General features: G+C 45.4%; 21 protein-coding genes. 12 read left to right on the top strand and 9 right to left on the bottom strand.

What is annotated here, in order from left to right; translation table 11 throughout:
• Window positions 1-290 precede the first annotated feature (290 nt).
• On the top strand, window positions 291-2,048 hold the full coding sequence (locus HMPREF9124_RS10710) for an N-acetylmuramoyl-L-alanine amidase family protein (RefSeq protein ID WP_009429814.1): 1,758 nt from the start codon (window positions 291-293) through the stop codon (window positions 2,046-2,048).
• Between the two features lie 154 nt (window positions 2,049-2,202).
• On the opposite strand, the gene HMPREF9124_RS10705 is transcribed toward HMPREF9124_RS10710, so the two are convergent.
• Window positions 2,203-3,894: a peptide ABC transporter substrate-binding protein gene (locus HMPREF9124_RS10705; RefSeq protein WP_009429372.1), complete on the bottom strand. Its 1,692-nt coding sequence runs from the start codon at window positions 3,892-3,894 to the stop codon at window positions 2,203-2,205.
• Between the two features lie 312 nt (window positions 3,895-4,206).
• Here HMPREF9124_RS10705 and HMPREF9124_RS10700 point away from each other — a divergent pair, with 312 nt between their 5' ends.
• From HMPREF9124_RS10700 to HMPREF9124_RS10685, 4 genes are all read left to right on the top strand, one after another.
• On the top strand, window positions 4,207-5,406 hold the full coding sequence (locus HMPREF9124_RS10700; RefSeq protein ID WP_009428483.1) for a Gfo/Idh/MocA family protein: 1,200 nt from the start codon (window positions 4,207-4,209) through the stop codon (window positions 5,404-5,406).
• On the top strand, window positions 5,403-6,263 hold the full coding sequence (locus HMPREF9124_RS10695) for a DMT family transporter (RefSeq protein WP_009427819.1): 861 nt from the start codon (window positions 5,403-5,405) through the stop codon (window positions 6,261-6,263). Before HMPREF9124_RS10700 ends, HMPREF9124_RS10695 begins: the two co-directional genes overlap by 4 nt.
• A 1-nt stretch (window position 6,264) precedes the next feature.
• Entirely contained in the window at window positions 6,265-6,978 is a 714-nt protein-coding gene (locus HMPREF9124_RS10690; protein WP_009428155.1) for a nitroreductase family protein, read from the top strand.
• 321 nt (window positions 6,979-7,299) lie between these two features.
• Window positions 7,300-9,357, top strand: coding sequence for a hypothetical protein (locus HMPREF9124_RS10685; protein WP_009429316.1), 2,058 nt, complete (start codon window positions 7,300-7,302; stop codon window positions 9,355-9,357).
• A 189-nt stretch (window positions 9,358-9,546) separates the two neighbouring features.
• Here HMPREF9124_RS10685 and HMPREF9124_RS10680 read toward each other — a convergent pair whose 3' ends face one another.
• The gene (locus HMPREF9124_RS10680) at window positions 9,547-11,775 is read right to left on the bottom strand and encodes a methyl-accepting chemotaxis protein (RefSeq protein ID WP_009428794.1); all 2,229 of its coding nucleotides are present in this window, start codon (window positions 11,773-11,775) and stop codon (window positions 9,547-9,549) included.
• Window positions 11,776-12,020: 245 nt separating this feature from the next.
• Between HMPREF9124_RS10680 and HMPREF9124_RS10675 the strand changes: the two genes are divergently transcribed.
• The 7 genes from HMPREF9124_RS10675 (at window position 12,021) to HMPREF9124_RS10645 (ending at window position 17,381) form a co-directional block, all read left to right on the top strand.
• Window positions 12,021-12,686, top strand: coding sequence for a cupin domain-containing protein (locus HMPREF9124_RS10675; RefSeq protein ID WP_009428006.1), 666 nt, complete (start codon window positions 12,021-12,023; stop codon window positions 12,684-12,686).
• A gap of 97 nt (window positions 12,687-12,783) precedes the next feature.
• On the top strand, window positions 12,784-13,029 hold the full coding sequence (locus HMPREF9124_RS10670; RefSeq protein WP_009429868.1) for a type II toxin-antitoxin system Phd/YefM family antitoxin: 246 nt from the start codon (window positions 12,784-12,786) through the stop codon (window positions 13,027-13,029).
• A gap of 1 nt (window position 13,030) precedes the next feature.
• Entirely contained in the window at window positions 13,031-13,285 is a 255-nt protein-coding gene (locus HMPREF9124_RS10665; protein ID WP_009429064.1) for a Txe/YoeB family addiction module toxin, read from the top strand.
• Window positions 13,286-13,380: 95 nt separating this feature from the next.
• Complete coding sequence (locus HMPREF9124_RS10660; protein WP_009428550.1) at window positions 13,381-13,842, top strand: YhcH/YjgK/YiaL family protein; 462 nt, start codon at window positions 13,381-13,383, stop codon at window positions 13,840-13,842.
• Between the two features lie 14 nt (window positions 13,843-13,856).
• Complete coding sequence (locus tag HMPREF9124_RS10655; RefSeq protein ID WP_009428049.1) at window positions 13,857-15,137, top strand: SLC13 family permease; 1,281 nt, start codon at window positions 13,857-13,859, stop codon at window positions 15,135-15,137.
• A 266-nt stretch (window positions 15,138-15,403) separates the two neighbouring features.
• On the top strand, window positions 15,404-16,219 hold the full coding sequence (locus HMPREF9124_RS10650) for a carboxymuconolactone decarboxylase family protein (protein WP_009429587.1): 816 nt from the start codon (window positions 15,404-15,406) through the stop codon (window positions 16,217-16,219).
• A 346-nt stretch (window positions 16,220-16,565) separates the two neighbouring features.
• Window positions 16,566-17,381, top strand: coding sequence for a flagellin N-terminal helical domain-containing protein (locus HMPREF9124_RS10645; RefSeq protein ID WP_009429080.1), 816 nt, complete (start codon window positions 16,566-16,568; stop codon window positions 17,379-17,381).
• Between the two features lie 260 nt (window positions 17,382-17,641).
• On the opposite strand, the gene HMPREF9124_RS10640 is transcribed toward HMPREF9124_RS10645, so the two are convergent.
• The 7 genes from HMPREF9124_RS10640 to HMPREF9124_RS10610 all read right to left on the bottom strand — a co-directional run bounded on the left by HMPREF9124_RS10640 (window position 17,642) and on the right by HMPREF9124_RS10610 (window position 25,066).
• A complete protein-coding gene (locus HMPREF9124_RS10640) occupies window positions 17,642-18,694 on the bottom strand; it encodes a threonine aldolase family protein (protein WP_009428656.1) in 1,053 nt (350 codons plus the stop codon).
• Window positions 18,695-18,888: 194 nt separating this feature from the next.
• Window positions 18,889-19,920: an NAD-dependent epimerase/dehydratase family protein gene (locus HMPREF9124_RS10635; RefSeq protein WP_009429678.1), complete on the bottom strand. Its 1,032-nt coding sequence runs from the start codon at window positions 19,918-19,920 to the stop codon at window positions 18,889-18,891.
• Window positions 19,921-21,678 (bottom strand): 1-deoxy-D-xylulose-5-phosphate synthase, encoded by a 1,758-nt coding sequence (locus HMPREF9124_RS10630; protein WP_009427647.1) that lies wholly within the window; start codon window positions 21,676-21,678, stop codon window positions 19,921-19,923.
• 3 nt (window positions 21,679-21,681) lie between these two features.
• Window positions 21,682-22,164 (bottom strand): RpiB/LacA/LacB family sugar-phosphate isomerase, encoded by a 483-nt coding sequence (locus HMPREF9124_RS10625; RefSeq protein WP_009428836.1) that lies wholly within the window; start codon window positions 22,162-22,164, stop codon window positions 21,682-21,684.
• A gap of 21 nt (window positions 22,165-22,185) precedes the next feature.
• On the bottom strand, window positions 22,186-22,905 hold the full coding sequence (locus tag HMPREF9124_RS10620) for an IspD/TarI family cytidylyltransferase (RefSeq protein WP_009429539.1): 720 nt from the start codon (window positions 22,903-22,905) through the stop codon (window positions 22,186-22,188).
• 76 nt (window positions 22,906-22,981) lie between these two features.
• On the bottom strand, window positions 22,982-24,079 hold the full coding sequence (locus HMPREF9124_RS10615; RefSeq protein ID WP_009429891.1) for a phosphotransferase enzyme family protein: 1,098 nt from the start codon (window positions 24,077-24,079) through the stop codon (window positions 22,982-22,984).
• Window positions 24,080-24,178: 99 nt separating this feature from the next.
• Window positions 24,179-25,066, bottom strand: coding sequence for a carbohydrate ABC transporter permease (locus HMPREF9124_RS10610; protein ID WP_009428135.1), 888 nt, complete (start codon window positions 25,064-25,066; stop codon window positions 24,179-24,181).
• Between the last annotated feature and the right edge of the window lie 8 nt (window positions 25,067-25,074).

The raw sequence follows: 25,074 nt of genomic DNA, 5'->3' as shown, positions 1-25,074 counted from the left end.
ACTAAAAAAAGCCTCATAATTTTTGATACTTCAAAATATGAAACACCTTAACAAGCCGATTATAACATTGGCTTGTTAAGGTACTCTATTTCATAACGAGTATTGTGCGCATAGCGTGCGGTATCTTGCTTGCGCGAAAGCATCCTATAATATAAAAATTAATTATTTTAGATAAAATGCAAACAAAACTCCTTATTTAATCCTTCTAAGCGGTCGATGTTCCTAAAGATATGGAAAAACTGTAATTCAGATAAGTATAAATAACTATAGGATAGCAAGAAGGAGGAATCATGAAGCATTGGGCAAAAAAAGGACTTATACCTTTGAGTATTGCGGCATTGACTGCATTTTCCCCGCTGGCAGTAAGAGCGGAAGAGTCAGGGACGGCCGGAAAATGGGTGCAGACCGGTGACACATGGATTTTTCTGGATCAAAATGGACAAAAGAAAACGGGCTGGGTAGAGGATAAAGGACAGAAATACTTTATTGATCCGGTAAAAGGAACGCTGGCAACAGGTTGGGTACAGATGGAAGGCAAGTGGTACTTCCTGGATACCAAGGAAGCTTCTCTTGGAAAATTGGCGCAGGGCTGGCAGTGGATTGACGGATACTGTTATTATTTTGCTGCCGATACCGGGAAAATGGCGGAGAATGAAAAGACTCCGGACGGCTATTTTGTGTCAAGTGGCGGAAAGTGGGCCAACGAAAAAGGTGAATCCGTCTTTAAGCCGGAACTGGGCGTAAAAAGTACGGTAGAGAAAGAAAAGGAAGCGGAGAAGGAGAGAAAACAGACCGAGGCCTTGAACGCCGGAGGACAGGACAAAGAGAGCACAGTGGCTTTTAACGGCGGCGGTTCCGGCGGAGGAAGCGGCATTCGTTCAGGAGGCTCAGGCGGTTCAGGCGGCGGAGGCGGTCGTTCCGGTGGCGGATCGGGAAGCGCCGGTGGAGCAGGATCCGGCAGCACTTCCGCTTGGCAAACAAGCTACAACCCCTCAACAACGAATCCGTTTGAGACAGCGGAAGAGCTCTATCAATATCACGCACAAAATGAGCTAAGGCGAAAAGAAGAAATTGAAAGAAGAGCGGAGGCGGAAAGAAAGCAAAGAGAGAAAGAGGAAGCGCAGCAGAAGAAAGATAGTGAAGAAGAGGCACGTCGTAAGGCGGAGAGGGACAGACTGGAGCGGGAGGCTTTGGAGAAAAAGCGTCTGGAGGAAAGAAGAGAATCCTTCTTCATAGCCGGAGTAGACCTTCAAGAATCGGATTTTAGCAGTAAAAAAGTCCATGTGGAAGAAAAGACGTACAGCTACGGCTTCAAGGAATATGCAGCAGGGAGCGGAATCATTGATCGGGCGAACATTACGGAGCAGGTAGAGAATGCGGAAGGAGAGAAGGCGTATTCTGCAGCACTTTCTTATTATGCTATTGAACGGGATCTCCTGGACTACTACTTGAAGAGTCATGATGCGGAAGTACAAAACATCCTGCGTGACAACGAAGATGCTTCTCTTAGAATTTTCGGACGGAATCATAAGCTAAAGACTGTGCTGGAAGAGAAAGAGAACGGTGCCGGTCAAACGGCAATCGCTCTATATAAGAAAGCAGCGGAAGCGGGAACGGCCGTTAGCAGTGCATCGAACTTAAGTGCGGATGCAAGAGGGAAGAAAATTCCCGCAAACTATAGCGAAGAAGCCCTGCTAAGCAGAAGAAACAGCGGAAATTTGAATTCCTTCTCCGAGTGGGCCAAGGAACAAATTGAGAACAATCAGCCGTTTATTTTGGAGCATAGCGGACTTCGCGACGTAAAGAAGAAAACTTCCGGAGTCGCATTGGTTCTTGGAGGAGAATGGACTCACGCAGGAAAGCTTACCGCACTTTACCTGACGGAACCGGACGATTTCCTGCATGGAGTAAAGCGGTATGAGGTGGAAGAAAGGGGAAATGCAGTTGTTTTAGTTCCGGGAAATCACAGTTCCGTTTATGCTACGGTAAGAGGACTGTACAGTGCGGAATTCTATACGGACGGTCTGGAAAACCACCTCGCACAATAAGAAATGAAGACAAAGTAAGAAGAGATCTTGTCTGAAACAGAAGAGACGGAGCAGAAAGAGAAAATTCTTTTTGCTCCGTCTCTTTTACTCACAACGAGTATCGTGCATAAAGCGTGCTAAATTTGTTTTGTGCCGTGCTGAAAAACGCACGATCCTATTCCGTCCTTGTGCAATACATAAAATAAGTATTTCCGGTCTCGAGGTGTTGCATGCCCTTTAAATTGGGACGAACCAGGTAATTGTCTTTAGAAAATACCATAGGCGCCATCGGCAGATCCTCGAGCAGAATCTGTTCCGCCTCATGCAGGAGTTTCGAACGTTTTTCTCCGTCACTTTCGGCCATGGCTTCCTGCATCAGCTTGTCATAGGCTTCATTACTGTAGCGACCGTAGTTGTTCCGATCCTTGGAACGGAAAACATTCAGAAGCTGCGAGGGCTCATTGTAGTCATAAACCCATGCAAAACGAGTTAACTGGAAGTCCCCGACGTGCTGGGTTGCGGAAACGACCTTCCACTCCTGGGTATCAATTTCCAGTTCCACTCCGAGCTCTTTGAAGGCACTCTGCAGATATTCGGAAATGGTATTGTTTGCTCCGCCGGCATTGTTTAAGTATTTTACCTTCGGGAAACCTTCTCCGTTCGGGAAACCTGCTTCCGCCATCAATTTCTTGGCCTCTTCCAGGTCTTTTTCATAATCGTCCGGATGGAAGGGCGTTCCATAGTCCTGCAAGGTCTTTTCCACAAAGGAGCTTCCGTCTGCAGGATCCGTGATTCCTTCGCAAACGAAGGTGGAGGCAGGCGTACGATAGCCTTCAAAAATATTTTCTGCAATATACTTCTTATCAATGGCTAAAGCAAAGGCTTTACGAACTTTCGGATTGTCAAAAGGGGCCTTTTCCGTGTTAAATACCATCCCCGAGGTGCCGAGCATGGGATAGGTTTTAAAATCTTCCGTATTCCGGAGGGTGGACATTTCCTCGGAAGGGATACGGCTCGTGACATCCAGACTTCCCTCCTGATAAGCATTGTAAGCGGAATTATCATCGTCCACCAGGTGGAAGATCAATTCGTTTACGTTGACTTTATCGGCATCGTAATAATAGGGATTTTTCTTTAGGGAAATATAGTCTCCATCCACAAACTCGCTCATCTGATAGGCTCCGTTTGAGATGTAGCTGGAAGCATTGATGCTCCAGGATTCCCCGTTTTTCTCCAGAATGTCTTTTCGAAGAGGAACCAAAGAAACAAATGCCGCAATTTTCTCATAATAGCTGAGCGGAGTAGAAAGATGGACGATAAAGGTTTTCTTATCCGGCGCTTCTACCTGCAATGCTTCCGGATTTCCCTTTGCCGCTTCTTCATAACCGGCAACCATGTTCAGCATGTCGTAGCCATAGGGAGCCGCTGTCTTTTGGTCTGCCAGTCTTCTGAAAGAGTAAATGAAGTCTTCCGCACTCAGTTCCTGACCGTCCGACCACTTTAAGCCATCCCGTAAATGGAAGGTCCAGCTGAGCCCGTCTTTCGAAGCTTCCCAGCTTTCCGCCATGGCAGGGAGGACTTTCCCGTCTTCTCCGTATTTTAGCAGTCCTTCAAAGCAATGCATAATCATGGTGCCTCCGTCCAGCGTAGAGTTCAGCTGGGGATCCATGGTTTCCGGAGAGGGGCCGATGCATACATCCAGCTTATCTATGGGGCTTCCGGCGTCCGTCAGCTCTTGCGCCTTTTCTTCGGCGGAACTCTCCCCGGCGGTCGTTTGAAGATTGCTGTTTTCTTTAGCGGCTCCGCAGGCTGAAAGAGATAGGGCGAGCAGCCCCAAAGAAACGGCATTTGCCAATATTTTTTTCATAGAAACCTCCTCGTTCGGCAGTCAGCTGTAACAGGATGGATCAATCCGTATTTGCAAAATAACTGCAATGATTGGGAATATCTTATCATTTTATGGGAAAAATCTCAAAATGATTTCAAGCCATTTAGGAAAACAAAAGAAAAAGAAGAATAAAACGGAATAGAGAGTAAAGATTTTGTCAGTTGATAAAGAAACAAAAGCAAAAGTGATTAATTTTCGAAATTATGTTAGAATTGAAAACAGTTTGAGAAAAAATAAGAGAATCGGATGTACCGTATAAAGGCTATGACATAGGACAAGAAAGGGGTCATAATGGGAAGAAAGATCAATCTGGGAGTAGTCGGTCTCGGACAGAGGGGGGCTGAGCTGGTAAAGAACGTGTATTCAGAGCATCCGGATGTGGAATTTATTGCACTTTGCGATGTTTATGAGGATCGAAGAGAAGATATCGCAAAGGCCTTGGAAGAGATGGGGCGGGAAAGACCGAAGTGCTTTTCCGACTATCGGGAGATGCTGGAGATGAAAGAACTGGATGCGGTTCTCATTTCCGCCTCATGGGATACCCACAGTGAAATCGCGATTGCCGCTATGCGTGCCGGAAAGGCGGTAGCTTCCGAAGTGGGCGGTGCTTATTCCGTTGCCGAGTGCTGGAGACTCGTGGACTGCTATGAGGAAACCAAGACGCCCATTATGTTTATGGAGAACTGCGTCTACGGCAGAGACGAAATGATGGTTTATCATATGGCGGAGACGGGCGTTCTCGGAGAGATTGTACACTGTGAGGGCGGCTATAAGCATGATTTGCGGGAGGAAATCGCCTTCGGAAGAGAGAATCGCCATTATCGTTTGGATAATTACATCCATCGGAATTCGGAAAATTATCCGACGCATGAGTTAGGCCCGATTGCTAAAATTTTACATATTAATAGAGGAAACAGGATGCTGAGCCTCTGCTCCATGGCGTCCAAGGCGGCAGGACTTCGGGATTACATTCAGGAAAAGAAGCCGGAAGATAAGGTACTGCAGAATACGGTTTTTCAACAGGGAGACATTGTGAACACCATGATTCACTGTAGTAACGGAGAAAGCATTTTACTGACCTTGGATACCACGCTTCCGCGCGCTTATTCCCGAGGCTTTACCGTACAAGGTACGAAGGGCATGTATATGGAAGACAATGCTTCTATTTTCCTGGACGGAGATGAGGGGGCAAAGGATCATTTCGACTGGAAGAAACAGTGGGGCAATGTGGAACGCTTCCGCGCGCAGTATGAGCACCCGCTTTGGAAGGATTACCTTAAGGCAGGCGTAAAGAAGGGACACGGAGGAATGGATTATCTTGTTTTCTCCGAATTCATTCACTGCCTGCAGGAAGGGCTTCCCATGCCTATCGATGTCTATGATATGGCAAGCTGGATGAGCATTACGGCTCTTTCCGAGGAGTCGATTGCGCTCGGCGGACAGGCGGTAGCCATTCCCGACTTTACCAATGGAAAGTGGATTAAGAGATGAGTGAACAGATTGTAAACGATAAACGCCTGAAGGGGATTATCTCCATTATGATTTCCGCGGCGGGATTTGCCGGAATGAGCTTTTTTGTAAAGCTGTCCGGGAAGGTTCCGGTCATTGAAAAGGCCATGTTCCGAAATGCGGTAGCCTTGGTGGTTGCCTACATTATCATGCGACGCGAAGGTGTGTCCTTTTATGTAGAAAAGAAGAATCGGCTCCCCCTTTTTCTGCGCTGTTTTTTCGGAACGGCCGGGCTGATTTGTAATTTCTGGGCGATTGGATATTTAAAGCTGGGAGATTCCAGTATCCTGCAGAAAATGGCACCGTTTTTTTCTATTGTGATGTCCATTTTCATCTTGCAGGAAAAACCGAATCTGACCAGTATCGTTTCCGTCCTAGTCGCCTTAATCGGTGCGGCTTTTGTTGTTAAACCGGGACAGGGACTCCTGGGGCTTCCTGCTCTGGTCGGTCTTTTGGGAGGTTTTTGTGCCGGAACGGCTTTTACCTTTGTGCGAAAGCTCGGAACGCATGGAGTAAGAGGAGCACAGATTGTGTTCTATTTTTCCTTTATTTCTTCTATTGCGCTCTTACCCATTTGCCTTCTGCAGTTTAGACCCTTAAGTGCGGAACAGCTGCTTTTCCTGACAGGCGCGGGACTTTGTGCGGCTGTGGGACAGATTTTCGTAACGAAGGCGTATTCCTATGCCCCCGCGAAGGAAATCTCCGTATTTGATTATAGTCAGGTTATTTTCTCCGCAATACTCGGCTTTGTCATCTTGGGAGAATTACCGGATATTTACAGCTTTATAGGATATGCCTTGATTTTCAGCATGGCGATATGGAAATGGAAGAAGGACTAGCATGGACGAGACGATATTGCATCGGAAATCACAACGATATTTTTCTAAAGAAGAATTGCAGGAGGACTGCATTCGGAAGATACAGGAAGAGATTCTGGAGGTAAATGCGGAAAGCGGTTTTACCATTGAATTTGTAGAAGACGGAAGCAGAGCATTTTCCCGTTTCGGAAAAAGCTATGGACTATTTAAAAATGTACGAAGCCTCCTTCTTTTGAAGGGGAATCCGGGACAACCCCACTTTCGGGAGAAAATCGGTTACTACGGTGAAAAACTCCTTCTTTTTGCGGAAGGTCTGGGCCTTAGTACCTGTTGGGTGGGAGGAACCTTTGATAGGGAGAGCTTTTCCTATGCGGAGGAGGAGCATGTACAGGCTGTGATTCTTCTGGGCTATCCGGGAGACGAGGGGCTGAGAGGAAAGCTGTTCCATTCCCTTCTCCCTACGAAAAAGAAGGATTGGACCGCCCGTATAGAAGGAGACCGATCTTACCCCAAGTGGGTGAAGGAAGGGATGGAGGCGGTAGCTCTTGCACCGAGTGCTTTGAACAAGCAAAAACCTTTCTTTCATTATCATAATGGGATTGTTACGGCTACGGTGGAAAACAGTTACGAAATGGATTTGGTGGATCTCGGTATTGCAAAACTCCATTTTGTGTTGGGCGTAGGGTGCGGGCATTTTGTTCCCGGAAACGGGGGAGAATTTGCTCCGGAAGATTAAATTGTTTGAAAAAATTTTATTCAAGGGAGGGATTTTAAGAAGCCCTTCCTTTTTTAAAACCTTTATGACATTTCTTACAAAAATTGCTTAAGATTTTATTTAATTTTCATAATTTAAAATTTAATTATCTATTGCATTTCCTTTATAATGCGTAGTATAGTTATTGGCGTTGTTTAAAGAAATAATTGTGGACAATTTGATGGAGCCCTCTGAAGGAAAATCGTGTTCTGTCTGAAGTCTTTGTCCGAAATCCATACCATAGGACATTTTCAAGGATTGAGCAGTAACTGCTATGGTACATTTATCCAAGGAGAAATGAAGATGAGAAAGAAAAATTTGAAGATTCAGGTAGCGGCACTCGCTGTGACGGGAGCAATCGCAACAACTCCATTTGTAGCAAGAGCAGAAGAAACAAGCAGTGCGGCAGTAACAAGTACCGAGGCAACAGCACCGACCACTGCAACAGCAGCAGGCACAACAACAGCAGCTCCGGCTAGTACAGCTACAACAGTAGAAAGTACAGCGGCTACTACAGCGGCTCCGGCCAGTACAGCAACAGCAGTAGAAAGTACAGCAGCTACTACAGGTACGACAACTACAGCTCCGGCAGCAAGCGGAGTAGCTACTACAGCGGCAGCAAGCACAACAGGAACCGGCGCTTCTTCCGCAGCATCCGGGACAACAGCGGCTACTGCAGGTACGACAACTACGGCTACGGCTGCTACACCGGCAGCTCCGGTTACCGTTACAGAGCCGGCAGCAGATCCTGCAACTACTGTGCCGAATAAAGTGAATAATGTGGTAAATAAGGATGATTTTCAAGGCACGAAAATCAATGCGGATGGAGTTAGCTTTGAAATCACTCCTGATGATGTAAAAGATAAGACAGAGCTTTCTGTTAAGTCTAGCGAATTTAATGGAACAGAGTATGCAAATAAGGAAAGTGGAGACCTTGTCATGAAGGGAGATCTTTCCATAAAAGAACAAGGTACCGGGAATTTTGATTCCACTGAGATTGCTGCACACGACGTAGAGAGTGGAAAGCCATACTCTTTAAAGGCGGATTTGGATGTCTCCGCGGTTACGAATGCCATTCTTGCATCGGAGGAGGTAGGAGATAAGATCGCGGGAAAAGATAATGCAAAGGCTACTTATGTTAATGACTTGGAAACCGGGCTTCGCGCTACTTTTACGATGGGAGATAAGCTTGACGGAAGCTTCTATCTTCCTACAGACTTAGAGGATGCAAAACAACATTATGCACTAAGTGCTTCTGATGGAAAGCGTATGATTTTCCGCATTAATTATGCAAACTCAACTTTTGCTAAGGACAAAGTAAGTATTGCGATGGATTTGGATTTATCGAATATTACACCGTTTAAAACGACGTATGAGAATGGAAAAAATGGACCGGATTTATATAGTACAACAATTATCAAAGGAAAAGACGGCAAGAATTATACAGTGAGTACTGTCGAGAATTTTAGACATACATTTAAGCGTGGTTTCTTTAATCCTGCGAAAGATAATGCTGGAGAATATGCCGGAACTTATCCTGATGATTCTAAAAAGAATGCAGATGGTACCTATAAAAATAAAGTAACTTACAATACAAGTACCTTTGGAAATTTAAGAAAGATTGTCAGCGAATCCGCACAAAAGATTCAACTTATAATGACTGGAGTTCAGTTTAATTCTGCCAAGGGCAATAAACAGTCGGCAAGTGAATCTACAGAAACAGCTACAGAAGTAACAACCACTACCACGACAACGACGGAGGGAACCATTAATGGAACCTTGGTTGGATATATGAAAGCCAGCTTGGGAGCCAGAGGATGGAGAGATGCTGCCTACAAGTGGGGCGCTATCCAGGACGATGCCGGTCGTGATAGTGTTGCCGGTCAGGATAATGACAAGGTTTACTTGACAGTTAAGTTTACGGATAAGGAACGTACGGTAACACCGATTGCTCCGGTAAATCCCGTACAGCCTGAGAATCCGGTAAATCCCGTACAGCCTGTTAACCCGAGTAACGGAGGAAATGGCAGTAATGGTGGCAACGGTGGAAGCAGAACACCGATTGTGAATCCGTCTACTCCTTCTCAGCCGGGAAATGTATTGGGAGAGGATCGTCCGACACCGTCTAACCAGGGTGAAGTTCTTGGGGAGAACCGTCCTGCACCGACTGCTGTAGAGACTGTAGAGAAAAAGGGAGAGGTTCTTGGAGAGTCCCGTCCGAGCGGAAAGAATGTTTCCGGCCGTGCAGCAGTTGCTACGGGAGACAACAACTTCACAGCCCTTTGGGCATCTCTGTTCGGACTTTCCGCAGCAAGCCTTGCCGGTTTTGTTGTTCTTCGCAAGAAAGAGCAGGAAGCCTAAGGAAAGCAGCTTTTGGTTTATAGGAAGAAATGTATTGATAAAAGCCGCTCTGCGTCAAAATCAATAAAGGCTGTATGAACGCCATCCACATAGAAAAAGGATTGTATGTTTCGCTATGAGCATACAATCCTTTTTCATTAAGAGCATACACGAGTCGGGCATGAGATAACGAGCTTAGGGGACTTCTTTCTAATCGTTGTCTTCCCTTTTCCTTCGCAATTTAAACTTTCCAACCAAGCCGTTCATTCTTTCCGACTGCTTGGAAAGTGCGGTGGATGCCAGAGCAGACTCTTCAGCTGTAGCATTGTTTTTTTGTACTACGGAGGAAATCTGCGTCAAGCCGTTACTAAGCTGTTGAATTCCATCCGCCTCTTTTTCCGAAGCATTCGAAATAGAAGAGATGATTGTATTGATTTTTTGGGTTTGCTCGGAAACAAGAGATAAGGATTCCTTTGTTTCTGTAGATATTTTGGCACCTTTATTCACAGAGCTAATCGTTTCCTGAATTAAATTTGCCGTATTTTTAGCGGCCTCTGCGGATTTTTGTGCAAGATTACCGACTTCATCCGCAACAACGGCAAACCCTTTTCCGGCTACACCGGCCCTTGCCGCTTCTATCGCGGCATTAAGGGATAGGATATTTGTTTGAAAGGCAATGTCATCTATAGTCTTAATGATTTTACTGATTTCATGAGACTTTTCCGTAATTTCCGTCATGGCTTCGGACATCTCTTCCATCTTCAAATTACTCCTTCCTACGGCCTGTTCCGCCTGATCGGACAAGGTAAGGGCGTGGATAGACCTATTTGCTGTTTCCTGGATATTGGCGGAAATTTCATCCATGGTCACACTCAATTCCTCAATAGAGGAGGCCTGGTCAGAGGCTCCGTCCGAAAGGTACTGTGCAGATTCACTTAGCTTAAAGGCGGAAGAGTTGACGGACGTGGAACTGTCTTTGATTTCTCCCATGGTATTGTTTAAATCAAGCAGTATTTCTTTGAGATTATCCAAAAGAGGGGAATACTCTCCGATATAGAGATCCGTGTTTTGAAAGTCGGTGGAAAGGTCACCCTTGGCAATTTGGGATAGCTTTTCGGATAGATCATGGATGATACTTTTTATTCGACTGACCACTCTTCCCATACTGAGGAAAATACTTCCAATCTCATCCTGATAAGCATATTGGATATCCTGAGAGAAATCTCCTACTGCCAGACGATCTCCTGCGGTCACAATGCTTTGCAATGGCTCAAGCCCTTTCCGAATAAAGAAATGACCCGCAGCGACCAGAATCAGAATTCCTAAAAGAGAGAGGGGAAGTGCAACCAGAACCATATGAGAAATGGCGGAAGTATACTCTTTTTCGGAAACGGAAATAGAAACCCACCACGTTACGCCCTCTACCTGTAAAGGCATAGCATTATATTGCAGGAGCTCCCCCTTGCTGTTTGCAATATGCGTCGAGAAAGGCTCATTTTTATCAAAGAAGGATTGCAAGGTAGACATGCTGTCGGCGGGGAGTACATCTTTTAGATTTTTTTTGTCTTCTTCGGCATCCATACTGTACATCACAAAGCCATTTGTATCGACTACACTACTGTAGAGAGTTTTAAAACGGGAATCCTCCTGCTCCACAATGCCGAAGGCTTCTGTATTCATATCCAGAATTACGACACCTTTGAATTCATTTCCATAGAAGATAGGCTCCACAACGGAAACAACATACTCGTTTGTTCCGAAGTTTTCATAGGCATTGGTCAAGACGAGTCCCTTACTTTCGCGTGCTCTCAGGTAATATTCCTGGTCTTTGTAATTGACATAGGCGGCATTGGTAACTTCTCTTTTCTGCACCTGTTCACTGGTCATATAGGGAGCATATTCGTCAATTCCTTTGTAAAAGGCATCCGGTTCCAAGAAGACACCGGCGCCCAGGAGAGACTCATTATTTTTGATGGCGGAATAAAGGGAATCCAGTATGGTGGTTTCCGCATTGTAACGACTCGCGGGAATCGTGGTATCAATGATTCTGGAGCGGAATATGGTGCCGCTCATATCTTTGGTTTCCAGTAAATTCCCGTAATCATCATAGATGGTCCAGGGATTTGCCGGAACACCACCCGACAGATCGGTCTGATCGTAAATGTAAATCATCCCGTCTTTTATGGTATTGGCGGTAGTTTCCGCCTGCGTTACCACATTGTCCAGATCTGCAATACCCAGCCGGATTTTATCGTTCATATTTCCCTGCAGGGATTTGTACAATGCATTTTTTCCCATGTAAATTATAGAGATACTGACAGCTGCCAGAATCAAAATACTGAGAAAGCCGGTAATAACGGATATGCGGGAACTTAGCTTCATCTTCTTCCAGCGGGAGCTTTTTCCCGTATTCTCTCTTGTTGCTGCTTTCTTTTTCATTTTTTTTCCTCTCGTAAGTCATTTTTGTGTTATTTCAGCTACTATTCCTTCGACGGAAAAACTTAAAAATCGAGATAGTTAAAACATAAATGTTTGAAAGGATAAGACTAAAGTATATTTAATGGGAATTGCGAGATAAAACGAAATGAAGGGCTGTGAAAGTGTGACATTTGCAACAAATATAGTGTAAACTGCATGTTACAGTATACCTGTAAAGAGAAAGGAGAAAGGAGAAAGGAGGAAAGATGAAACTGGAAGCAGGAAAAGTATTTTCCATAGAAAAGGAGAATCAGCCGCTGAAGGGCTGTACGGTGTCGAAGGAGCTTGAGGGCGGCCGTAATCCGATTCTGATTTTTTCCATGGACAGGAATACCGATATCAGCCCGGAGATTTTTTCGGAGCATAAGTTTCTGATTCTCCATGCGGGAGACCTCGAGGTTTATGGGGGAAAATCCCAAAAGCTGCAGAATCCCACGGTCCTTTCACAAGGGGAGTCCATTCTCTGCAAGGTGGATGAGCCGGTAGGAATGCGAAGCAAACAGGGTGCAATTTATACGGAAATAAATATTAGGAGGGAAGATAAGATGAATGAAGTGATTAAGGCGGGTGAGGTTTTTCAATTAAAGGATTTACTTCCGTACGGGGAAGGAAAAATTGTGAATATGGATGTTGTTCACAATGAGAAAATGAAGTTCGTGCTGATGGCATTTGATGAGGGGACAGGCTTAAGCGAGCATGCGGCTCCCGGAGAGGCGATTTTCTTCGCGCTGGAAGGAGAGGCAATCATTAATTATGAGGGAACAGACCATACCATCCATGCCGGAGAACAGTTCCATTTTGCTAAAGGCGGACGGCACAGCGTGAAGGCTCTCGGGAAGTTTAAGATGGCACTTCTACTTACTTTGGAATAGTTTGATTCAAAGCTTGAAAATTCGAAAATACAAGAGAAGGCTTGAAATGGCACCTCCATTTCTGTACAATAGACTGTACAGAAATGGAGGTGCTTTTATGATAGCGGTAAACTATACAACAATGAGAAATAATTTGAAGGAATACTGCGATTTGGCTACGGATAATGGAGAAACGATCATCATTACTCGAAAAGAAGATAAAAATGTAGTTGTTTTAAGCCTGGAACAGTTCAATGAGATGGAAAAGGAATTACGAAATGCACGGTATTTAGATAAACTGGAGAGAGGATTTAAACAATTGCTGGACGGCAAGGGAACTGTGCACGAATTAATTGAGGATTAAGATGAGAAAGATATGGTCTGATGAAGCCTGGGAGGATTATCTGTATTGGCAGGGGCAGGATAAAAAAACATTGAAGAGGATTAATTCCTTAATAAAAGATATAGAGAGAAATGGTTTACAAGGAATCGGAAAATCTGAACCCCTAAAATATCGTGATGGCTGGAGCAGAAGAATTGATAAAGAAAATAGGCTTGTTTTTACCATTGTCTCCGGAGAGTTGCTGATTGTTTCCTGTAGAGGGCATTATGAAAAATGATGTTCCTGTGGTACTATATTTCGGAACAGCATACAAAGATTTGAAATTAAGAAGTAGTTTATTAAAGAGATTTTTGAAAAAAAGGAGGTACTTTTATGATTATCGATCATCTGGATAACATTCATTTTTATGCACCGCTTCTGCCGAACCTCGAGAAGGGCTTACAGGCGATTAGGGAGGAGAAGGAAAAGGCCGGAGGAGAGATTCCTGCAGGAAGATATGATTTTGACGGCGGATTTTTTAAAGTGGAAAGAGGCAAGACCAAGGCTTTCTCCGATGGTACATATGAAGCGCACAAGAACTTTATTGATGTGCAGATTATTGAGGAAGGTTCGGAAGAAATTGCCTGGGCAATTTTAGAAGAACTTACGGAAAGTATCCCGTACAATGCGGAAAAGGATGCTGCGCGCTATACAGGCGATTTTTCTCATCAGATGAAAATTAAGAAAGGCATGTTTTGGGCAGCCTTTCCTTGGGACGGACACAGACCCGGCGCGCATTCGAAAGAAGAGCAGAACTACACGAAGATTATCTTAAAGCTTCCATTTAAGGAGTAAGAAGGGGTTAATTTATGAATTTACAAATGATTGCAATCATTCTCTTCATTCTGATGTATGTCGTGATGATTGCAAAAACGGAGTGGAGGCTGTATGCAATCTGGAGCGTGGCCGTGCTCTTTGTCCTTTTCGGTATTTTAAAGAGAAATCCGCTCTACTGGCTTTCGATCATCAACTGGAATGTAATCATGATGATCGGGGGTACCATGGTCATCGTGTATTACTTTATTGAATCCAAGATGCCGAACCGTTTGGCGGAGATTATTTTGGAAAAATGTCCCACGGTGATGTGGGTGATTATTCTGATGTCTCTCTTTGCCGGTGCGGTTTCCGCTTTTATCGACAATGTGGCGACGGTGCTAATGATTGCGCCGGTCGGACTTGCGATATGCAAGAAGCTGAAAATCAGTCCGGTATCGATGCTCCTTGCGATTGCCGTTTCCTCTAACCTGCAGGGGGCGGCAACGCTCGTGGGGGATACGACCTCCATTATGCTCGGCGCCTATGCAAAAATGAACTTTATGCAATTCTTCTTTATGCATGGAAGGCCGGGAATATTCTGGGCAGTGGAGCTTGGGGCATTGCTCACGGTTCCGGTAATGATTTTCCTTTTCCATAAGCTGAATCAACCGGTGGAAGCGACGGAAAAAACGGAAGTGGAAGGCATATTTCCGACTGTGGCTTTATGCGGTGTTGTAGTATGTCTGATTATCGCTTCCTTTATCCCGAATACACCGAGTACGATTAACGGAATCATTTGTTGTGTGATTGCCGTGCTTTGCATGCTCATGGATTTTCGGATGAAGAGGATGCCCGAGAATCTCAAGAAGGCTGTTCTTTCCGTTGACTTTGAAACGCTCTGTATCCTGACCGGCTTATTTCTGGTGATTCAAGGCATTACCGATGTCGGCATTATTGCTATGGTGGCAAACGGCATTGCCAAGGTCGGAGGAAAGAATCTATTCCTGCTTTATACCATCATTGTCTGGGGATCCGTACTTTTTTCCGCCTTCGTGGACAATATTCCCTATGTGGCGACCATGCTTCCGATTATTACGGGAATCAGCCAACTGCTCGGGATTGAACCTTATCTGCTTTATTTCGGGCTGCTATCCGGAGCGACTCTCGGAGGAAATATTACCCCGATTGGAGCCAGTGCGAATATCACGGCGGTCGGCATGCTGAAGCAGAACGGCTATACGGTGAAGTTTTCCGATTTCATGAAAATCGGGATTCCCTTTACCTTTGTTGCCGTAATGGCGGGCTATCTCTTCATCTGGTTTACCTGGCACTGATGCTTGTCGAATAAAGTACTTTCTTTGTATCAGAAAGCTTTTCCTCTTAAAAAAGAATAGAGTGAGGGGCTGTATAAAATCAAATTTGCCATTTTTCTTGCGCTGCAGTTTCGTTGTGAGGTCAATGATTTTGTGTCTCCTATAGACCTTCGCGGCATAAGGCATTTTTGATTTTATACAGCCTCTTTTTTGTCTCCGCTATTTACAGAAGGAGTATAATATAGGGGAAAGAATGTAAGGTGGAGCTTCAATAAAGGAGGCAGAAAATGAAGAAACAGACAGCAGGCAGGGAATATCTTGGAAGGATTGCTCCGCAATTTGCAGAGTTGAACGATGATGTGCTTTTCGGCAAGGTTTGGGCGAGAGAAAAGGAACTCTCCTTGAGAGACAGAAGTATGATTACGATTGCGTCATTGCTCACCGCGGGGCAGTATCCGCAGTTAAAGAGCCATCTTGCCCTCGGAAAGGAACACGGCATTCAAAAGGAAGAGGTAGTGGAAATCATCACGCAGCTTGCATTTTACTGCGGTTGGCCGAAAGCATGGAGTGCCTTCCCTCTAATAGAAGAGATTTATGGAGAGGGACCTGCGATTTCGGAAGAAAGAACCGCCATCGCGGAACATAATAGAATTACGGATCAAAACCCGAACAGCGGAAGGAAGCGCATTACGGCAATGCCGGAGACCCTCGCACCGTTTCCCGTGGGGGAGGAGAATACGACGTATCTAGACCATTTTGTCGGGAAGAGCTACCTTGCGACACTTAGCCTTGGACAGATGAATGTTTTCCATGTGAGCTTTACTCCGGGAGCAAGAAATAACTGGCACGTGCACCGCGCGGATCGGGGCGGTGGACAACTGCTTCTCTGTACCTATGGAAGAGGCTGGTATCAGGAATGGGGAAAAGAAGCGAGAGAGTTGCATGCCGGAGATACGGTATTCATTCCTGCGCATGTAAAGCACTGGCACGGTGCGGCGTCCGACAGTTGGTTCCAGCATATTGCGGAGGAGCTGCCCGGAGAACATTGCAGTTTGGAGTGGTGTGAAGCGGTAAGTGATGAGGACTACAATCAATTACCGTAGAAAAGAGGGATAGACACAGCATGGCGCCGGAAGCAGCAGAGTGACAGACAGTCTGACGTTCCGGAAGCAGCAAATCAGTGAAAAAGAAGAATGGCCGTAGAGGAGATAGGATTGATAAATTATATTTATATATATAATAAACAAACTTGTGCATATTAAAACTTATATAATTTCCATCCTCGACGAAATCTTAGTATAGGCAAAAAAATCTACCTCTTCTAAGCCGGCAAAGGGGAGTGTGGAGTGAGGACAGGGAGGTTCTCTGAATAGGACGGATTTCTATGACCGCCAAAAATAAAAACGGTACATAGCGATCAATAAGTCGCCTAATAGGAGGAAATTTTATATGGTTATTCAACACAATATCGCTGCTAACAACGCTTACAGAAACTTATCTATGAATGCTACCGGTTCTCAGAAGAACTTAGAGAAGCTTTCTTCCGGATACAGAATCAACCGTTCTGCTGATGATGCTGCAGGTCTTGCTATTTCCGAGCAGATGCGTTCCAAGATCAATGGTCTTGATCAGGCTACACAGAACGCTCAGGATGGTATCGGTTTGATTCAGACTGCTGAAGGTGCTTTAACTGAGACTCACAACATGCTTCAGAGATTGGTTACTCTTTCCACACAGGCAGCTAACGGAACTTACAATACTACTGCTAGATCTTCCATCAAGGAAGAGGTTGAAGAGCTGAAGAAGGAAATCACCAGAATCGCTGACACAACTGATTACAACGGTGTTAAGCCGATCGCTACTGGTGCTACAAAGCCGATCACACTTCAGATTGGACCAACTTCCGGCGAAATCCTTACAGTTGCTGTAAGTGAGCTTAACGCAAGCAAGCTTGGTATCAGCGGAATCGTTGTTACCTCTGTTTCTAAGGCTAACACTGCTATCACAAAGCTGAACGCAGCTATCGATCAGGTTTCTAAGCACAGAGCTAAGCTCGGAGCTGCTCAGAACCGTCTCGAGCACACCATCAACAACTTGAAGGTTACTTCCGAGAACATGACCTCTGCTGAGTCTCGTATCCGTGATACAGATATGGCTAAGGAAATCGCAGCTTTCACTAAGAACAACATTCTTAACCAGGCTGCTCAGTCTATGCTTGCACAGGCTAACCAGCAGCCGCAGGGTGTATTATCCTTACTGAGATAATAGGCTTTCGGTTGACTAGGGACTTGCTTTGTGAAAAGAGCTGCGCTGCGTAAGCAGTGAAGCACCGGGAAGATTTTATCCGAAGTGAAAATGGAGGAGAGGGATTTTCCTGAAGCAGGTTTAACTTGTAAAATTGAAGAAGAGGCAATGCGTTAGGTAGGGACGCAGTGCCTCTTTTTTTTATTCTTAACAAGGGCGCAGGCGAAACTTGAGACATCTCGCTCATAACAAGTATCGCTCGCGTAGTGCGGTATCTCGTTTTATAAAATCGCTAAAAGCTTTTCTACATCTTCTTCTTCCGTAGACCAGCTGGTGCAGATTCGCAGGATGGAATGTTCGTCGTCCGGATCATCCCAGTGGGTCAGTTCCACGGCTTTTCCGATTCTTTCCGCCTCTTCCTTTTTCAAAAGAATAAAAATTTGGTTGGTAGGGGAAGAAACGGCCAAAGGAATCCCCTTTTTTCGTAAAGCGGAACGAATTGTATCCGCGAGTTCTATAGCGTGCTTCCCAATCTGCAGATACAGATCATCGGTAAACAAAGCATCGAACTGCACGCCGAGAGCCTTACCCTTTGCAAGCAAGGCGCCGTGCTGTTTTATCGTTGTCGGGAAGAAGGGAAAATTTCTCTTTTCGGGAATCACTACAGCTTCTCCGAATAAGGCTCCGCATTTTGTACCGCCGATATAAAAGGCATCGCAAAGTTTAGCTAGATCGGGAAGACGGACGTCATTTTCCGGGCAGGCCAAAGCGTAGGCCAAGCGGGCACCGTCAACATAAAGGGAGAGACTGTATTTATTGCAAATTTCGCGAATGTCCTTCAGCTCCTGCAAGGAGTAGAGTGTTCCGAATTCTGTGGGCTGAGAAAGGTAGACCAGCCTGGGCTGTACCATATGGGCATTGTTACCGTCTGCATGGAAATGTACCATATACTCCCGAATCTGTGCAGGATAAATCTTTCCCTCCTTATGGGGAATGGTCAGGACTTTGTGCCCGTGTACTTCGATAATGCCCGCCTCATGTGTGGCAATGTGCCCGGTGTCGGCAGAGATAACTCCCTCATAAGAACGTAAAAATGTGGAAATGACGGTGTCGTTGGTTTGTGTTCCGCCTACCAGAAAGTACACATCGCCTTCTTCCAGTTCACAGGCATTCAGGATTTTTTTCTTGGCGGCGAGGGTGAATTCATCGGTTCCGTAGCCCGGCGCTTTGATCAGATTGGTTTCGATTAAGCTTTGCAGAATCCGCTCGTGACAACCGGCCAGATAATCGGAGTTAAAATAGAGCCTTTTCTCCCCGCATTCTTTACTTTGCATAGCATTTTTCCTTCCTTTTGAAGAGAGTGTGAAAATAAAAACAAAGAGAAATAAGCAAAAAAATAATAGCTAAATTCTCCAGTGATTTGGTGCTTTATTTATTATTTTACATCAAATTAGACAAAAAAGAAACCGAATGTCCCGGTGTTCCCGGATGACATTCGGTTAAACTTTTTCTTAACTTGATTTTAAAACTATTTCTTAAACCGGGCAATATCGACATGGTAGATATGCTCTAAATCCGCCTTCGGTTCCCATCCCAGCGCTTTCAGTTTTGTGCAGTCCTGCACGATGCTTCTATGCGGTAAAAAACCGTCAGACTGTTTTGCTGCATTTTCAAAAACAATCTTGATGGAAGGATTAAATTTTTGGAAAACTCTGTCAGCGAGATCCCGTACGGTCAGGAAGGTATCCGGATTGGATGCGTTATACGCTTCTCCATTTTCCCCTTTTAACAAAACAGTGAAAATGGCACTGATGGCATCGAGGGAGTACAACATACACTTTTTGGTTAGGCCGTCGGATTTCATATGCAGGTCTTTGTTTTCCACAATGCAACGTAAAATTTCATTCACCACCCTGGGTTCCTCATAGCGCTGGAAAAGGCCGTGGATTACGGTGGGACGAATAATTCTCGTGTTTAAATGATATTCCTTGGCCGCTGCATGACAGAGAAACTCGCAGGCTTTCTTCCCTAAGGGGTAACAGCTTCTTAAGTGCAGGCTGTCGATTGCGCCGACGGTTTCTTCCGTTACAAGCGGAGCATCATCTTTCGGTAAGCCGTAGACCTCTTCCGAGGAAAGATAGAGGAGTACAGTGTCTTTTTTCTGACTGCATAAGTCGAGCAGTCTCTCCATGCCGTCCACATTTGTGCGGAAGGTTTCCAAGGGGTATTGCATGTGGTATTGATTTCCGGTCGGAGATGCTGCGTGCAAAATATAATCCGGAGCCTTGCAATACTCCGCTTCTTTTCCGTGAGGGATGTAGTGGATTTGATCACCGTCTTCTATGTAGTCCGGAACCTGCTCCGGATTTCTGGTGGAAGCATAGAGTACGGTATCCGTCTTCTTGATTTCGTTTTGCAGTAGAATCCACTTGGTGATTGCAGTACCGACCAGACCCTTTGCTCCGGTAAGTAAGATGGTCTTCCCCTTAAAATCCCGGTCAAAAGAATGGGTCTCGATATATTTCGTGAGCTCTTCTCGCTCAATGGTGGATAGTCTCATTTATTTTTCCTTTATCAGTTCTATAATGTCTTCTGTGATTTGCTCGGGGAGCAATCGATTTTCCCGCATGAATTCTTCCGGAACATAGCTGGAAGGAATGGCTTTGAAAAAGCCTTTGTTCAAGACTTTCATCTTATCCAGACTGTAGTATTGGGAAATCATGCTTCCGAAACCGCCTTGCAATATGCCGTCTTCCAAGGTAACGACCAGTCGATGCTTTTTCTTAAGCGACTCCAATAAAGTCTCATCCTTTTTATTGATGTAAAGCGGATTAATCAGGCTGGCATGGATGCCGGCTGCTTTCAGTTTTTCTCTGACTTCCGCTCCAATCTGATAAAAACTGCCCAGAGCCAGAATCGCAACTTCTTCTCCCTCTTCCGTCACCATGTATTTTACGTCGGAGTAGTCTTTTCGCACTGCTTTTTCCGCATGATAGACTCCGGTCCAGGGAATACGAATCGCAACGGTGTTTTCCTCTTGTTCGATACTCCAATCCAAGATCGCAAGATACTCTTCCAGATTTGTCGGAGCAAGATAAGTAAGATTCGGGATGGACGAGAGCAAAGCCATATCGTATAAGCCGACATGGGTATCATTGGTATGCCCCCACACGGAAGCGTGGCTAAGGAGGAGTGTCGCCGGACATTTTCCGAGACACATCTCCTGGGCAATCTGGTCATAGGCTCTTTGATAGAAGGTGCTGTTCGTGGCAAAGACGGGCTTTCCGCCGGCTTTAGCCATTGCGGCAGTCATGGTAATCGCGTTTTGTTCGGCAATGCCGACATCGATGTATTGTTTTCCCGCCTTTTTCCGATTTTCTTCATGAAAACCGATACAGAGCGGCGTGGAGGCAGCCACGACCACAACGCGCGGGTCCTCTTTCATCTTGGCCAAAAGATGCTCGGCAACCAGTGCACCGTAGTTTTCCTTCGGCACAGAGGATAAAAATTCTCCGCTTTCTATAGAAAAGGGCTTTGCCCAATGCCATTTTTCTCTGTCCTTTTCGGCAAAGGAATAGCCTTTTCCTTTTTGTGTACAGCAATGAATTACCGTGGATTTCCCGCTGTTTTTTGCGGAAGAAAAAGCTTCGGTAAGGGCATCGATATCATGGCCGTCTCGGACAAGGACATATTCCAGGCCGAGAGACTTGAAGAAGTTATTTTCGACTTCTCCGTTTTGGGCTTTCAAACGATTCAGGAGATTATGCAATCCTCCGTAATTTTCGGGGATGGACATATCGTTGTCATTGACCACAATAATCACCGGACCGTCCAGCTCCGCTACATAGTTCAGCGCTTCAAAGGCTTCTCCGCCGTCTAAGGACGCATCGCCGATTACCGCGACAATCTGTTCTTTTCCGCCCTGTAAATCCCGAACCTTGGCCATCCCTGTTGCGAGGCTGATGGCAGTGGAAGTATGTCCGATGGGAAAGAAGTCGTGTACGCTTTCCGCGGGATTGCTGTATCCCGAGACATCATGGTAATGCGCTTCCTCCAGAAAGGCTTGTTTTCTTCCGGTCAGGATTTTATGGGTGTAACATTGATGAGATACATCAAAAAGAATCTTATCCACAGGGGAATGAAAGACCTTGTGCAGGGCTACGGTTATTTCAATCATACCCAGATTCGATCCCAGATGTCCTCCGGTCTTACTGAGTTTCCGAATCAGACAGTCCCTTATTTCGGCGGAGAGGGTTTTCAATTCCTCCGAAGACAGGGCCTGTACATCTTCCGGGCTGTTTATTTTTTCTATAATCATTTTTTATCTCCAATTGGGATTCATGATGGGGGTTTGCTGAATTTCTTTTCCTTCTTCCAGGTCACGGACTTGCTGTACTCTGGGTGCATGATGTCCCCCTATGAATTCCGTATTCAAAAAGATGTCCACTCTATGTTCCACATCTTCATATCCCATGTGTTTCTGCCCGAAGGCAATCATGTTGGCGTCATTGTGCTTACGCATATACTCCGTAACAAGGTCTGCATAGCCAAGACCGCAGAGAATCCCTTTTACTTTATTGGCGGCCATAACCATCCCCGTTCCGGTGGCACATAAGAGAATCCCGTATTGACAGTCCCTGGAGGCCACCAATTTCGCTGCTTTGGCGGCAAAAACGGGGGTATCGCAGGGAATATTTTCCTCCGTGCCGACATCTACGGTTTCATGCCCGAGTTCTTTCAAATGGGCAATAATTCTTTTTTTATAATCCAGACCGTTTCGGTCACTTCCGAGTGCAATTCGCATATCTTTCCTCAATTCTATTCGCTATTTTCTAAGCCAATCCGGTCTTTCGACGGAAAGCAGGGCTGTGAAGATTTCGATATCTTCCGAAGTGGTCAACTTGATATTTTTTTCCGATCCGATGGAATGATAGAGTTTTCGACCCAATTCCACATAAAGAGAACAGGAAGCGACAGAATCGTCAATTCCCTTTTCGATGGCTTCTTTGTGCACCTCCAGGATTTCCTTCAGGAAAAAGGTCTGAGGGGTTTGCGTGATTTTCAAGTTGTCTCTGGGAACCTGATCCATGGAAGAGAGTCCATCCATGGTTTTCAGCATAACCGCAGTACAGGGAATGACCGTAATGGCATTTCCGTATTCCCGGCATACACGGATGTTGTCGGAAATGATATCCTGACTGACCATCGGACGAATGGCGTCGTGAATCAGTACGATATCATCCTCTCCCTGATAGCGCTTTGCAATATCATATAATCCTTTTCGAATGGATTTTAAACCGGTTTCGCCTCCGGTGACTACATTTTCGAGTTTGGTAATGCCGAATTGCTTTGCATAGGCACATAAGATATCCCGCCATCCTTTTAGGCAGACTACCTCGATAGCGTCGATATTGGGATGCTTTTGAAAGGCTTCCAGCGTATAGATAATGATTGGTTTATCGTTGACATTTAGAAATTGCTTCGGGATATCCTGGTGCATCCTGCTTCCGACCCCTCCGGCAATGATTAATGCGATGTTTTTCAACTCAGCCTCCTTTCTGACGTTTCACATACTATATTCATCGGAAAGAAGGCTGAATTTGATAAGAGAAAAAGCCTGTTTAAGTATATTGATTCGTTTCTTTTTTCATTTCTTCCCAGTGCCGCTCCATGTCCTTCACTAAAGCAATCTGGGTTCTTGCACGGTCCAGATTATGTCCCGGGCGCGCGGTATGGAAATAAACATCTCCCTCGAGATAATCGGTCAAAAAGCGCATACCGCATTCCAAAGTCATGATTTTAGCGCCTTCCGGAAGAGACTCAATCTCCTTTTTTGTAAGCTTTCCGCCTGCACCTTCTAAAAATCCCTTTACATAGGTGGAGAAGAGGGGAAGGGAGAGGGAAACCTTGGACAGATCTTTCTCATCTTCCTCTGCAGTATTGGCTCCGAAACGAATCGCGTCTCCGAAGTCGAAGATGGAGAGACCCGGCATGACGGTGTCCAAGTCAATGATACAGAGTGCTTTTTCCGTTTTGGCATCGAAAAGCACGTTATTTAACTTGGTATCGTTATGGCTGACCCGAAGAGGGAGCTCCTTTTTCGCAAGAAGATCCATCGCGTAGGAGAGATCCTTCTCGTGATTTAAGAAGAACTGTACTTCTTCTTCGCAGTCCTTTCTTCTTCCGAAAGCGTCTTTTTCCAGGACTTCCTTAAAGCGGGCAAAACGCTTTACGCTGTTATGGAAGTCGGGAATGGTCTCGTGAAGCTTTTCTGCAGGGAAAGAGGCAAGCAGATTTTGGAAATGCCCGAAAGCACGGGCGCTTTCATAGAAGTGCTCCGGCTTCTCCACAAGATTATAGGACTTGGTATCTTCCACAAAGAGATACATGCGGAAGAAATTCTCTTCTTGATCTTCATAGTAGCCAAGCCCCGCCTTTGTGGGGACAAGACGTAAGCCTTCTCTCTCGGGGTCACCACCCGCCTTTAGAATTTCTTTTTCCATAAAGTCGCAAACCAAGGTAACATTCTCCATGAGTTCCTTGGGGTGTTTGAAAATGTTCGTGTTCATCCTCTGCAGGATATAATCCCGATCGGCTTTTACCAGGAAAGTATCGTTGATGTGTCCCGAGCCATAGGGGGCACAGGATTTCACCTCTCCCTGAATTTGAAATTGGGAGAGGGCGTTTTCAATTTCTTTTTTACTTAATTCTTTATTCATTTTTGATTGTCCTATTTGCTTCTACTTTCTTTCTCTACCGTAATATTCTTATTGCGGTATCCTGTCCTACGTATCAAGCCGTTCCCTTAAGAACGTGCCTTAGCCCTTAACACCGCCACCGGTCACCCCTGCAATAATCCGCTCCGATAAGAAGAGGTAGAGGATGAAGGTGGGGAGGAAAACAATGATTACCGAGGCAAACATGCCGGCCCAGTCTCCGGTATATTTCATGGAGTTAATCATGGAGTAGAGTCCTACCGCAACGGAACGCACCTTGTCGGAGTTTCCGAAGATGAGGGAGATAAAGTACTCGTTCCACACATTGATAAAGTTGAAAATACTCACCGTGATAATGCCGGGCTGTGCCATCGGAAGCATGATTTTCCAGAAGGTCTTTCCGGGAGGACAGCCGTCAATCGCAGCAGCTTCCTCAAAGGCACGGGAAATATTGGCAAAAAATCCCATGAGGAAAATGGTGGTATAAGGAACATTAATACCAACATATAAGAAAATCAAGGTCAATTTATTGGCGGCCACGTGGTTTAAAATATCGAGTCCCGCAACAAGGGCAAAGAGAGGCAGGACAATCATCACGACCGGAACACCCATGGATGCCACGAAGGAGTGCTGTATAAGCTTATTTCCGATAAATTCAAAACGGGATAAGGCGTAAGCAGCCGGTGCGCAGACCAGGATGAGTAAGCTTACGGAGACCAAGGAGTAGAAAAGGGAATTGAAGAATATGGTGGACACATCGGAGTTCACCCAGGCCTTTTCATAATTCTCAAAATGGAAACCGCTGCTTAAGAGTTTGTTCGCAAAGATTTCCTTGGTGGTGGAAAAACTTGCGATAAGCACCCAACCGAGGAGAACAATCGTAAAGAAAATCCAAAGGAGGAGAAGAAGATAGCCCGGAAAAAGGCGCAGCTCCTTCTTTAAGCGGAAGGGTTCGGCATAGTTCTTTTCTTTTTTAAACAATGAAAACATAATCCCCT

The organism is Oribacterium sp. oral taxon 108 str. F0425, assembly GCF_000214455.1.
Classification (GTDB): domain Bacteria; phylum Bacillota; class Clostridia; order Lachnospirales; family Lachnospiraceae; genus Oribacterium; species Oribacterium asaccharolyticum.
Note: the sequence above shows the minus strand (reverse complement) of the source record. Positions and strands in the feature narration are given on the sequence as shown.